The sequence below is a fragment of the Bradyrhizobium sp. KBS0727 genome, assembly GCF_005937885.2.
Classification (GTDB): Bacteria; Pseudomonadota; Alphaproteobacteria; order Rhizobiales; family Xanthobacteraceae; genus Bradyrhizobium.
In genome coordinates this window covers 2,361,242-2,373,970 of sequence record NZ_CP042176.1, presented here as the reverse complement: position 1 = coordinate 2,373,970, position 12,729 = coordinate 2,361,242, and the positions used below count along the sequence as shown (strand labels likewise).

General features: G+C 62.8%; 11 protein-coding genes. 7 read left to right on the top strand and 4 right to left on the bottom strand.

Annotated elements, in window-relative coordinates; all coding sequences use genetic code 11:
• Positions 1-181: 181 nt before the first annotated feature.
• Positions 182-1,183, bottom strand: a complete 1,002-nt coding sequence (locus FFI89_RS10805) for a nitronate monooxygenase family protein (protein ID WP_138836322.1) — start codon at positions 1,181-1,183, stop codon at positions 182-184.
• Between the two features lie 299 nt (positions 1,184-1,482).
• Here FFI89_RS10805 and FFI89_RS10800 point away from each other — a divergent pair, with 299 nt between their 5' ends.
• A complete protein-coding gene (locus tag FFI89_RS10800; RefSeq protein WP_138836320.1) occupies positions 1,483-2,757 on the top strand; it encodes an acyl-CoA dehydrogenase family protein in 1,275 nt (424 codons plus the stop codon).
• Positions 2,758-2,903: 146 nt separating this feature from the next.
• The gene (locus tag FFI89_RS10795) at positions 2,904-3,524 is read left to right on the top strand and encodes a flavin reductase family protein (RefSeq protein ID WP_138836317.1); all 621 of its coding nucleotides are present in this window, start codon (positions 2,904-2,906) and stop codon (positions 3,522-3,524) included.
• Here the strand turns inward: FFI89_RS10795 and FFI89_RS10790 are convergent.
• Together FFI89_RS10790 and yghU are read right to left on the bottom strand one after the other, a co-directional pair.
• The gene (locus tag FFI89_RS10790) at positions 3,521-4,273 is read right to left on the bottom strand and encodes an alpha/beta fold hydrolase (protein ID WP_138836315.1); all 753 of its coding nucleotides are present in this window, start codon (positions 4,271-4,273) and stop codon (positions 3,521-3,523) included. The genes FFI89_RS10795 and FFI89_RS10790 overlap by 4 nt on opposite strands.
• Positions 4,274-4,376: 103 nt before the next feature.
• A complete protein-coding gene (gene yghU / locus FFI89_RS10785; RefSeq protein ID WP_138836312.1) occupies positions 4,377-5,270 on the bottom strand; it encodes a glutathione-dependent disulfide-bond oxidoreductase in 894 nt (297 codons plus the stop codon).
• A 209-nt stretch (positions 5,271-5,479) separates the two neighbouring features.
• Here yghU and FFI89_RS10780 point away from each other — a divergent pair, with 209 nt between their 5' ends.
• The 5 genes from FFI89_RS10780 (at position 5,480) to FFI89_RS10760 (ending at position 10,472) form a co-directional block, all read left to right on the top strand.
• Positions 5,480-6,727, top strand: a complete 1,248-nt coding sequence (locus tag FFI89_RS10780) for a branched-chain amino acid ABC transporter substrate-binding protein (RefSeq protein ID WP_168212853.1) — start codon at positions 5,480-5,482, stop codon at positions 6,725-6,727.
• Between the two features lie 64 nt (positions 6,728-6,791).
• Complete coding sequence (locus FFI89_RS10775; RefSeq protein WP_210249144.1) at positions 6,792-7,742, top strand: branched-chain amino acid ABC transporter permease; 951 nt, start codon at positions 6,792-6,794, stop codon at positions 7,740-7,742.
• The gene (locus FFI89_RS10770; RefSeq protein WP_138836306.1) at positions 7,739-9,016 is read left to right on the top strand and encodes a branched-chain amino acid ABC transporter permease; all 1,278 of its coding nucleotides are present in this window, start codon (positions 7,739-7,741) and stop codon (positions 9,014-9,016) included. The genes FFI89_RS10775 and FFI89_RS10770 overlap by 4 nt, the downstream gene beginning before the upstream one ends.
• Positions 9,013-9,777: an ABC transporter ATP-binding protein gene (locus FFI89_RS10765; RefSeq protein WP_246669414.1), complete on the top strand. Its 765-nt coding sequence runs from the start codon at positions 9,013-9,015 to the stop codon at positions 9,775-9,777. Before FFI89_RS10770 ends, FFI89_RS10765 begins: the two co-directional genes overlap by 4 nt.
• Positions 9,777-10,472, top strand: a complete 696-nt coding sequence (locus tag FFI89_RS10760; RefSeq protein ID WP_138839142.1) for an ABC transporter ATP-binding protein — start codon at positions 9,777-9,779, stop codon at positions 10,470-10,472. Before FFI89_RS10765 ends, FFI89_RS10760 begins: the two co-directional genes overlap by 1 nt.
• A gap of 118 nt (positions 10,473-10,590) precedes the next feature.
• Here the strand turns inward: FFI89_RS10760 and FFI89_RS10755 are convergent, their stop codons facing one another.
• Positions 10,591-12,249, bottom strand: a complete 1,659-nt coding sequence (locus tag FFI89_RS10755; protein ID WP_138836302.1) for an NAD(P)/FAD-dependent oxidoreductase — start codon at positions 12,247-12,249, stop codon at positions 10,591-10,593.
• Positions 12,250-12,729 lie beyond the last annotated feature (480 nt).

Genomic DNA, 12,729 nt, shown 5'->3' with positions numbered 1-12,729 from the left:
CGGCGCACGTCGAGCTCGATGGGTTGGCGAACGCCGCATCTACTCCGTCATGCCCGGGCTTGTCCCGGGCATCCACGTCTTCGCGCAGCAAGGAAGACGTAGATGGCCGGGACATCTAGCGCGAAGACGCGCTTCGCGCTGCTGCCCGGCCATGACGGAAAGATTGCTTTCGGTCTAACCCTCAAGCCACTTTCTTCGACAGCGTGTCGTCGTCGAGGAGGCCAGTGAGCCGGCCCCGGATCAACTGCTCGGCCTCCGTCATGATGCGATCGATCAGTTCCTTGACGGTCGGAATGTCGTGGATCAATCCCGCGACCAGGCCGCAGCTCCAGGCGCCGGCATCCATCTGGCCCTCGATCATGACCTTCGGATAGACGCCCGCGACCTGGTCGTGGATGTCGTCGATCTTCAGCTTGGCGCCCTTCTCGCGCTCGATCTCGAGCAGATGGTCGACGGCGGCATTCTTCAACACCCGCTCGGTATTGCGGATGGCGCGCATCACCAGCCGCGTGTCGAGTTCGGACGCCGCCACCAGCGCCTTCTTGACGTTGTCGTGGATCGGCGCCTCTTTGGTGGCCATGAAGCGCGTGCCCATGTTCATGCCCTGCGCGCCCATGGCGAGCACGGCGACCAGGCTGCGCGCGTCGGCCATGCCGCCCGACGCCACGAACGGGATCTTCAGCTCGTCCGCGGCGCGCGGCAGCAGGATCATGTTCGGGATGTCGTCCTCGCCGGGATGACCGCCGCATTCGAAACCGTCGACGCTGACGGCGTCACAGCCGATCTGCTCGGCCTTGAGCGAGTGACGGACCGAGGTGCATTTGTGAATGACCTTGATGCCGGCGGCCTTCAGCGCCGGCATGTACTGCTCGGGGCTGCGGCCGGCGGTTTCGACCGCCTTGATACCGCCCTCTTTGATCGCGGCGATATATTCCGGATAGGGCGGCGCGGTGAACGCAGGCAGAAAGGTCAGGTTCACTCCGAACGGCTTGTCCGTCATGTCGTGACACTTGGCAATTTCCTTGGCGAGCAATTCGGGGGTGCGCTGCGTCAGTCCGGTGATGATACCGAGGCCGCCGGCATTGGAGACCGCGGCGGCGAGCTCGGCGAAGCCGACATAGTGCATTCCACCCTGAATGATCGGATGCTTGATGTTGAACAATTCGGTGATGGCCGTCTTCATCAGAAATCTCTCCCATTGCAATCTGTTGTCAGCATCGCCTCACAGCCGGCCATTCATGCGCCAGCCGGTCGGCGAGGGCTAGGTGTGTGCACGTTGTGCGCAATCTTTTTTGGATCGTTCCCGATGCGTTCGGCGGGCCTGTATTCCCAGCATTCGGGACCAGCGGTCATATTCCCCCAGAAGAAAAATGCGCTACGGCGCATGCTTGTACAAGTCCCTCCCCGGCGTCTACATTGCCGGCCAACGAGCCGAGCGCGCGCCCGCAGACAAACGATCTGCGCAAATGGGAGGAATAATCCATGAAACACGCCTATATCCCGCGAACCACGACCTACAACCTCAATCCCGGCGAGGAACTGAACGATTTGCGGATGTCGGACGAGGTTCGTCCGCTGTACGAGCACGTCAAGAAGTTCATCCGCGAAACCGTCGACCCGATGTCGGTCGAGTTCCTCAAGCACGGCGAGAAAAAGACCGATCGCTGGAGCTTCACGCCGGCTCAGCTCGAAGTGCTGCAGAAGGCCAAGGACAAGGCCAAGGAAGAAGGCCTCTGGAACTTCTTCCTGCCCGACGACGAGACCGGCCAGGGCCTGAAGAATCTCGACTACGCCTATATCGCGGTAGAGCTCGCGAAAAACCCGCTGGCTTCGGAGACCATGAACTGCTCGGCGCCCGACACCGGCAACATGGAAGTGCTGGAGCGCGTCGGCACCAAGGCGCAGAAGGAAAAGTGGCTGAAGCCGCTGTTGGCCGGCGAGATCCGCTCGGCCTATGCGATGACCGAGCCCAATGTCGCCTCCTCCGACGCCAAGAATATTTCGACATCCGCCAAACTCGTCGGCGACGAATGGGTGATCAACGGCGAGAAATATTACATCTCCGGCGCCGGCGATCCGCGCTGCAAGATCATGATCGTGATGGTGAAGACCAATCCCGATGCGCCGCCCAGCAAGCAGCAGTCGCAGATCCTGGTGCCGATCGACACCCCCGGCGTCGAGATCCTCGGACCGATGCACGTGTTCGGCCACGACCACGCGCCGCGCGGCCACATGCACCTGCGCTTCAACAATTGCCGCGTGCCGAAGGAAAACATGCTGCTCGGCGAAGGCCGCGGCTTTGAAATTTCGCAGGTCCGGCTCGGACCGGGCCGCATTCATCACTGCATGCGCACGATCGGCAAGGCGGAGAAGGCGCTCGACCTGATGGTGTCGCGCGGCCTCACCCGCGAAGCCTTCGGCAAGAAGATCGCCCATCTCGGCGGCAACCTGCAGATTATCGCGCAGGCGCGCTGCGAGATCGAGGCGATGCGGCTGATGGTGCTGAAGGCGGCGAAAGCCATGGACGTGCTCGGCAACAAGGAAGCGCGGATCTGGGTCAGCATGGTGAAAGCCATGGTGCCGGAGCGCACCTGCAAGATCATCGACCAGGCGATCCAGATGCACGGCGCCACCGGCATTTCGCAGTGGAGCCCGCTCGGCGAGATGTACCAGGACGTCCGCCATCTGCGCTTCGCCGACGGTCCGGATGAAGTGCACTGGATGGTGGTTGGCCGGCATGAACTGAGCATGCCGTAGGGTTTGTTTCGCAAAGGCCGACACAACCGTCATTGCGAGGAGCAAAGCGACGAAGCAATCCATGCCTACATACGCGGCGCTATGGATTGCTTCGCTCGCAATGACGGAAGAACTCAGGCCCTCTTTGCCCCTACCGCGAGAGCTCCATGCAATACGCCCCCTCGGACCTCAAGCCCCGCGAGCGTTACAAGGTGCTGGCGTCGTTCGTGCTGCCGCGGCCGATCGCGTGGGTGACGACGGTGGGGCCATCCGGTGTGGTCAACGCCGCACCGTTCAGTTTCTTCAACGTGTTCTGCGAGGATCCGCCGCTCTGCATGTTCGCCGCCAACCGCCGCCCCGACGGCCGCGCCAAGGACACCCAGATCAACATCGAACGGTCAGGCGAATTCGTGGTCAATCTGACCGACGAGCCCCTGGCGCTGGCGATGCATGAATCCAGCGGTGATTTTCCGCCCGACATCGGCGAGCCGGATTATCTCAAATTGAAGCTGGCGCCCTCGACCAAAATCGCGGTGCCGCGGCTCGCCGACGCGCCGTTTGCGATGGAGTGCAGGACCTGGAAGACCATCGACGTCAACGGCGACCGCATGCTGATCATGGGCGAAGGCATCCAGTTCCATATCCGCGACGATCTGTGGGACCGTGACGCCATGCGCGTGCACATGGAGCGCTATCACCCGATCGGCCGCATGTTCGCCGACCGCTATTGCCGCACCGATGACCGCGTGGTGTTTCCACCCGCCGGCGGCGCGAAGACCTCGGCCTAGGCCGGCCGGTGTGCGCGCAGGAATGAACGGATCTGGCGCACCGCGAGCGGAATCCGCTCTTTCGGCTCCTTCCACGGAAACAGGCTGACTTCGGCGTTCGGCGCCAGCATCGCGGTTTCCATGGCGACGTCGTAGGGATGCGCCGGGACGTCGTCGGGCAGCACCAAGACCGGCGTCTGGCAGTTGCGGACGAAATCCCGTGTCACGGTGAACACGAAGTCGGGATCGGTGCGGTACATTTTGGTCAGGAATTTTTCGGCCTGCTCCATCGTGAGGTCGGGCCGCTGCGCGAGCAACTGCGGCGCCCAGCCCTTGATGTTGTTCTGGTAGAACAGGTCGCGCATTTCCGGGCGCGAGCCCGACGGCTGCACCAGCACGCCGGCGACGACGCGGTTCGGCGCGCGCTTGAGCAGATTCCAGATCAGCGGGCCGCCGATGCAAAAACCCAGCACCATGAACCTGTCGATGCCGAGGTGATCCATCAGCGCCAACTGGTCATCGGTATGGGAATCCCAGGGACGGTCGATCTCGAGCGGGCCAGTTGATTTGCCGGGTGGCGCGTTGCGCAGGTCGAAGGCAACGCAGCGGTGTTCGCTCTTGAACTCTTCCATGGCGTTGAACGGCGGATAGGCGCCGGTGATACCTTCAATCGTCGAGTTCAATCCGCCGCCCGCGATCAGGAGCAGCGGGAAGCCAGAGCCCGCCTCCAGATAATGAATGCGAATGGCGCCCTTTTCGAAAAAGCCCATGGCGGATTCTTCCCTGCCTGTTTTTGTTATTTTGAAGACTCTATTTTTGAATCCCCGTGGCGGTGCCTCCGCGGATGCGATCGGCGAAGAGTCCCTCTCCCACTCACGCCTTGGCGGCGGCCTCGATCTTGTCCTGCGTGTTAGTATCGAAATCGGACGCGTCGTGGCGCTCGTGCAACTGGCTGGCGGGATCGCCGAACGGACGGTTGACCATGCGGCCGCGTTGCACTGCCGGGCGCTTGGCAATCGCGTCGGTCCAGCGCTGCACGTTCTTGTAGCTGTCGACGGAGAGAAATTCGCCGGCGCCATACAGCAGTCCCTTGGCGAGGCTGCCGTACCACGGCCAGGTCGCCATGTCGGCGATCGTGTAGTCGCTGCCCGCCAGATATTCGTTGCCGGCCAGATGGCGGTCGAGCACGTCGAGCTGGCGCTTCACCTCCATGGCGTAGCGGTCGATCGCGTATTCGATCTTGGTCGGCGCGTAGGCGTAGAAGTGTCCAAAGCCGCCGCCGAGAAATGGCGCGCTGCCCATCTGCCAGAACAGCCACGACAGGCATTCGGCGCGCGCCTGGCCGCTGGTCGGCAGGAAGGCGCCGAACTTTTCGGCCAAATGCACCAGGATCGCGCCGGACTCGAACAGCCTGATCGGGGTGGGCCCGCTGCGGTCCATCAGCGCCGGGATCTTGGAGTTCGGATTGACCGACACAAACCCGCTGCCGAACTGGTTGCCGTCGATCCGGATCAGCCAGGCATCGTATTCCGCGCCGCTGTATCCGGCCGCCAGCAGTTCCTCGAACATCACGGTTACCTTGACGCCGTTCGGCGTCGCCAGCGAATAGAGCTGGAACGGATGCTTGCCGACCGGCAGCTCCTTGTCATGCGTCGGACCCGCGATCGGGCGGTTGATGCTGGCGAACCGGCCGCCACTCCCCTTGTTCCAGGTCCAGACTTTGGGCGGGACATAGGCGGTGGGGTCGGTGACGGGGGCGTCGCTCATTGTTCTGGCTCCAGGCTTCTTTCGGCCGTGTCTGGGAATAGACGATCCTGCCGCATGGCGGAATTATGCTGCGTGTGCGGGGCGCACAAGAGGGGGTCGCCGTCGCCGGACAAATCGTTGTGGCGGCCGGCGCAGTCTCCATGTTACGGTTTCGTCCAAGCACCGCAACAAAAACAATAAAGCGGGCAACATCAGGGGAGAAATGCACCATGCTGCGAGGCAAGTGGTTAGCCGTGTTCTCTGGAATCGTGCTCGCGATCGCAAATTGCGGTTATGCCAGCGCCCAAGCCACCATCAAGGTTGCCTATACCGATCCGCTTTCAGGCCCGTTCGCGCAAGTCGGCGACGCCAACCTGAAGCAGATGCAATACATCATCGACTACATCAATTCGAAGGGCGGCGCGCTCGGCAAGAAGTTCGAGCTGGTCCCGTTCGACAACAAATCGCAGCCTTCGGACGCGCTGATCGCGCTGAAGAGCGCCACCGACCAGAACATGCCCTTCATCATGCAGTGCAGCGGCTCCAACATCGCCGCCGCCCTGATCGATGCGGTCAACAAGCACAACGAGCGCAACCCCGACAACCGCATCATCTACCTGAACTGCGGCGCGGTGGCGACGGAACTGACCAACGAGCAGTGCAGCTTCTGGCATTTCCGCTTCGACCTGCATGTCGGCATGAAGGCCGAAGTCATGGTCCGCGCGCTGCCGAAGACCGTGACCAAGGTCTACCTGATCAACCAGGACTATCTGTTCGGCCAGTCCGTCCAGCGCGAGGTCAAAAACTATCTCGCCAAGCTCAGGCCCGACGTCCAGGTGGTGGGCGACGAGTTGATCCCGCTCGGCAAGATCAAGGACTTCTCGCCCTATCTCACCAAGATCAAGGCCTCGGGCGCGCAGGCGCTGCTGACCGGCAACTGGGGTCCGGACATGAACCTCCTGATCAAGGCCGGCGTCGATTCCGGCGCCGACCTGCACTACTACACCTTCTATGCGCATCTCGCCGGCGGACCGACCGCGATCGGCGCCGGCGGCGATAACCGCGTGCTCGCAGTGATGTCGTTCGGCGAGAACGTCGCACCCGCTATCGGCAACAAGGAAGCCGAAGCCTTTGCCGAAGGTTTCCGCGAAAAGCACAAGTTCGACTTCTCCGCCGCCGGCTTCCGCACCATCTTCGAATATCTGCAGGCGGCGGTGAACAAGGCGGGCGCGGTCGATGCGACCAAGATCGCGACCGCGATGGAAGACCTATCGCTCAAGGACTTCCTCGGCTTCGACACCAAGATGCGCAAGGACGATCACCAGATCATCACCGAGTACTTCGTCGGCACCTTCAAGAAGGGCGTCAAATACGACGCCGAAGGCACCGGCCTCGGCTGGGAGAATACGGCGACCATCCTCGCCAAGGATGTCGATCAACCCAACAGCTGCAAGATGAAGCGCCCGAGCGGAGCCTGACCGAAATACCAGCCGCCCGCTTCCATGATGGAAGCGGGCGTCGCGCTTTGCGGATGGGCCCTGTCTGATGGAAGTCTTTGTCGTCTCGCTCCTGAATGGCCTCGTTTACGGCATGCTGTTGTTTATGCTGGCGAGCGGGCTGACGCTCATCCTCAGTATGATGGGCGTGCTCAACTTCGCGCATGCCAGCGCCTATATGCTGGGCGCCTATTTCGCCTACACGATCAGCGTCTATATCGGCTTCTGGCCGGCGCTGGTCATCGCGCCCCTGCTCTGCGGACTGATCGGTGCTGGGATCGAAATGTTCGGGCTGCGGCGCGTCCACCGCAACGGCCACATCGCCGAATTGCTGTTCACCTTCGGCCTCGCGCTCCTGATCGAAAAGGGCGTGCAGATGACCTGGGGCCTGCTGCCGGTGCCCTACCGGGTGCCGGAGCTGCTGGATTTTCCGCTGTTCAAGGTCTACGGCACGCAGTTCCCGGCCTACCGCGCCTTCATGTTGGTGATCTCCGGCCTGATGTTCGGCGCGATCTGGCTTGGCCTCACGCGCACGCGCATCGGCCTCGTGATCCAGGCCGCCCTCACCCATCCCGACATGGCCTCGGCGCTCGGCCATAACGTGCCGCGCATCTTTACCCTGGTGTTTGCCGCCGGTACGGCGCTGGCCGGCCTCGCCGGCGTGATCGGCGGAAACTACCAGGTCACCGAGCCGGCGATGGCCTTCACCATGGGGCCGATCGTGTTCGTTGTGGTGGTGTTCGGCGGGCTGGGTTCGCTGGCCGGCTGCTTCATCGCTTCGATCTTGATGGGGCTGATCCAGACCTTTGCCGTCGTGTTCGACGTCTCGCTGGCGGATCTGCTGGCAAAATTCGGCGTCACAGTGACGTCAAGCACGCCGTTCGCCGAGGTTCTCAACGTGACGCTGCCGCGGATCGGCGCGCTGCTGCCGTTCATGATGATGGTGCTGATCCTGGTGTTCCGGCCGCGTGGGCTGATGGGGACTCGCGATACATGACCATGCTGCGCCGCCACTGGCCATGGCTACTCGCCTTCGTCATCCTGCTCGCGATCCCGTTCCTGTTCTACGACTGGGGCAAGGGCCGCCATTCCGGCTTCGTGCTGACCCTGATGAGCGAGATCGGCGTGATGGCGATCTTCGCGCTGTCCTACAATATGCTGATGGGCCAGGCCGGCCTGCTGTCGTTCGGACACGCCGTGCTGCTCGGGATGGGCGCCTACTGCGCTGCGCATGTCGTGCTTCTCGTCAAGGCCGGCACGATCTGGCTGCCGACCGAACTGGTGCCGCTGGCCGGTGGGCTCGGCGGATTGCTCTTCGGCTTCGTGTTCGGCTGGCTGGTGACCAAGCAGCGCGCCACGGCGTTCGCGATGATCACGATGGGGCTCGGCGAACTGGTTTCGGCCGCAGCCCTGATGTTCATGGGCTTCTTCGGCGGCGAAGGCGGCATCAGCATCGATCGCGTGATGGATACCAGCCTGGTCGGCGTGCGCTACTCGTCGCCGTGGCAGGTCTACTGCCTGGTGCTGGTCTGGGCCTTCATCGCCGCGGTGCTGATGAAGTTGCAGACCCAGACCCCGCTCGGCAGCATGGCCAACGCCACCCGCGACAATTTCGAGCGCGCGCAGTTCGTCGGCTACGATCCGCGCATGGTCCGGCTCTATCAATTCGCGCTGTCCGGATTTTTCGCCGGCATCGGCGGCGGCCTGTATGTGCTGATCTACGAAATCGTCACCTTCGATACCGTGTCGGCGGCAAAATCCGCCAACGCGCTGCTGGCGGTCTATATCGGCGGCGCCGGCGGATTCTTCGGGCCGATCCTCGGCACCATCGTGGTGGTGCTGCTGCAGAGCGGCGTCAGCCTGCTCAGCAATGCCTGGCTGCTCTATGTCGGCATTCTCTTCATCGTCATGGTGATGTACGCGCCGGGCGGGCTGATCGGGCTGATCTTCATGCATATGCCGATCTGGCGCGCCGGGCGGATGCGCGAGCTGCTGCTACCCTATGCGCGGGCATTCCCACCCGCGCTGATCGTCCTGCTCGGTTTCGTGCTGCTGGTGGAGCTCGCCTCCTTCACCACCATCGGCGCCGCGCAAGGCAAGACGTTCTCGATCGGCGGCAACGTCATCGATACCACGGCGCCGCTACCCTGGGTGATCGCGCTGGCCGCCCTGGTGCTCGGCACGCTATGGCTGCGTCGCGAAGCCCGCGGTTTCCGCGAGCGCTGGGACGCCGTGACCGAAAGCATCAAGCTGAAGGGGGCGATGTCGTGAGCACGGATGCCCTCCCCCCCGCCATCGAACTGCGCGACGTCTGCAAGCGCTTCGGCCGCACCGAGATCATCCGCGGCGTCAACCTCTCGATACCGCGCGGCGAACGTCACGCCATCATCGGCCCCAATGGCGCCGGCAAGACCACGCTGTTCAACCTGATCTCGGGGCGGTTTCCGATCAGTTCCGGCTCGATCACGGTCGACGGCAAGTCGACCGCCAACCTGGCGCCGCAGGAGATCAACCGTCTGGGTCTTTCGCGCAGCTTCCAGATCACCTCGATCTTCCCGCGCATGACCGTGTTCGAGAACATCCGCTGCGGCTTGTTGTGGTCGAAAGGCTATCGCTACTCGTTCTGGAACCTGCTGAGTCGCCAGAAAGCGCTGAACGAAGCCGCCGACCAATTGCTGGAACGGCTGAAACTGTCCGACCGGCGCAACCTTCAGGCCGGACTGTTGTCCTACGCCGAACAGCGCGCGCTGGAAATCGGCATCACCATCGCCGGCGGCGCCGAGATCATCCTGCTGGACGAGCCGACCGCCGGCATGAGCCACAGCGAGACCGACAGTGCGGTGGCGCTGATCCGCTCGGTGTCGGAGGGCAAGACGCTGATCATGGTCGAGCACGACATGAGCGTGGTGTTCGGCCTCGCCGACCGCATTACGGTGCTGGTCTACGGCGAAGTGATCGCGTCCGACGCGCCGGCCGCCATCCGCGGCAACGCCGCCGTGCAGGAAGCCTATCTCGGGACGGTGGCGGCATGATGCTCGAGGTCCGCGATCTCCACGCCTATTACGGCAAGAGCCACATCCTGCAGGGCGTCGATCTCTCGGTCGATCAGGGCGAGATCGTCAGCCTGCTAGGCCGCAACGGGGTCGGCCGCTCGACCGCGTGCAAGACCATCATGGGACTGCTGGCGCCGGTCGGAAATGTTGCCTTCAAGGGCCGCTCGATCGCGGGGCTCAGGCCCGACCAGATCGCCCATCTCGGGATCGGCTATGTGCCGGAAGACCGCCAGGTGTTTCCCGGCCTCACCGTCAAACAGAACCTCGAGCTCGGGCTGAAGCGCGCCGGCGTCGAAGGGCGCTGGAAATTTGCCGACGTGTTCGCGCTGTTTCCCAATCTGGCCGCGCGGCAGGACAATCCGGCCGGCGTGCTGTCGGGCGGCGAGCAACAGATGTTGACCATGTGCCGCACCCTGATGGGCGACCCGGACCTCGTCATCATCGACGAGCCGACCGAGGGCCTCGCGCCCAAACTGGTCGAACAGGTCGGCACATTGCTTGATGAGATCGCCAAACGCGGCACCGCGATCCTTTTGGTGGAGCAGAAACTCACCATCGCGCTGCGGATTTCCCGCCGCCTCTACGTCATGGGCCACGGCCGCATCGTATTCGAGGGCACCCCGGCGGAGCTCGCCGCCAACGCGGGCGTGCGCAAGGAGTGGCTGGAGGTTTAGGGCTGGTCGTGAATTCGTAGGGTGGGCAAAGGCGCACTTGCGCCGTGCCCACCATCCTTCAACAGCTCACGCGGAATGGTGGGCACGCTTTCGCTTTGCCCACCCTACGGGACCGAGCTTACGATGCTGCCATCTTGCGCGGCTGCTCTGCCCCTGCCATCACAAACCCCTCATAGCCCTTCGCCGCGACGTCGTTGCAGATCTGCCGGTACGGCCCGACGCCGCCGATATAGGGCATAAAGATCCGCGGCTTGCCGGGGACGTTGGCGCCCATGTACCACGAATTGGCTTGCGGATAGAGCGTGGCGTAGGCGACCTCGTTGACGTGGGCGACCCATTTGTCTTCGGCGTCCACAGCCGCTTCCATGGTGTCGAGGCTGTTATCGCGCATGTAGGAAACGCAATCGGCGATCCAGTCGACATGCTGCTCGATCGAGACGATCATGTTCGACAGCACCGACGGGCTGCCGGGCCCGGTGATGACAAAGAGATTGGGAAAGCCTGAACTCATCAGACCCAGATAGGTGCGCGGGCCCGCGGCCCATTTGTCGTTCAGTGTCTGGCCGCCGCGACCGTGAATGTCGATCTTTGCCACCGAACCTGTCATGGCGTCGAAACCGGTGGCGAGTACCAGGGCATCGACTTCGTAGTCCTTGCCGCCGGTACGCACTGCGTTTGCGGTGATTTCATCGATCGGGTTCGACTTGATGTCGACCAACGACACGTTCGAACGGTTGAAGGTCTTGAAATAGTCGGTGTCGATGCAAATGCGCTTGGATCCGATCGGATGGTTGTTCGGCTGCAACAGCTTCGCGGTCTCCGGATCCTTGACGATCTCGGCGATCTTCTCGCGGACGAAATTGGCGGCGGTGTCGTTGGCCGCCTGCTCCAGCGCGAGGTTGTTGTAGACCGTCATGAAGGTGAGCCCGCCGCGACTCCAGCGCGCCTCGTATTTCGAGCGGCGCTCATTGTCGCCGTCGTCGAGCGCGCCGCGGTCGGGCATCTCGGTATAGATGCCGTTACGCGCGACTTCGCGCGCAAACTGCCGGATTTCGGGATAGCGCGACCGAAACGATTGCCGCTCCTCTTCGGTGAGCGCCGCGTTGCGGGCAGGAATCGAGAAATTGGCGGTGCGCTGAAACACCGTGAGCTGGCTCGCCTGCTCGGCAATGATCGGCACCGACTGGATCGCCGACGACCCCGTTCCGATCACACCGACGCGCAGGCCGGTGAAATCGACCTCTTCATGCGGCCAGTGCCCGGTGTGATAGACCTTGCCCTTGAACCGATCGAGACCCTTGATGTCGGGCATCTTGGCGTTCGACAGACAACCGGTGGCGAGGACGACGAACTTTGCCGTCACGGTGTTGCCGTCTGACGTCGCGACCGACCACAGCCCGATCGCCTCGTCGAACACGGCCCGTTCGACCCTTGTGTTGAACTGGATGTCCGGCCGCAGATTGAAACGATCGGCGACATGGTTGGCGTATTTCAGGATCTCGGGCTGCGGCGCGTAGTGCTCGCTCCAGTCCCATTCCTGCTGCAGCTCTTCCGAAAACGAATAGGAGTATTGCATGCTCTCGACGTCGCAGCGGGCGCCGGGATACCGATTCCAGTACCAGGTGCCGCCGACGCCATCTCCCTGCTCGTAGACCCGCGCCGTCATTCCCTGCTTGCGCAGCCGGTGCAGCATGTACATGCCGGCAAAGCCCGCTCCGACGACGACGACATCGTAGGACATGGCGGCTTTGGCGGCGGCGGATGGCTGGGCGGACATGGACACTCCCCAAGATTTCTTGTTGGTTTCGCGGCCAGCATTCTCCGGGGGATGGCAAAGCGCAAGTGGCAAATCGGCGCTGCCGTCTTGCATATTTTGCGGCATGGAATGCGTAGAAATACCTGCAGGGAAACCCGCTTGGCTTTCCCGCCCCTGATGGGCTAGCGTCGGGCCAACACCGCACGTCAAAACCGGAAATGAGCGGCAGCCAAAGGCCGCCACGGGGAGTGATACCGCCATGAAATCGCCGATCTGCGACATGCTGGGAATTGAGTTCCCGAATCCGCCGGTGCCGTGGTGCAAGAATTCAAGGAAGACTTTGTCGAGGCGGTCGAGCACACGAACGCGTTGATGGAGGAGTGACAACCTCGCCTCGTCATTGCCTGCAACAAACGCGAAGCGTTTGTGCAAGGGAGCGCAGCGACGAAGCAATCCGGACTTGCTATGCCGCGCCATGGATTGCTTCGCTTCGCTCGCAAT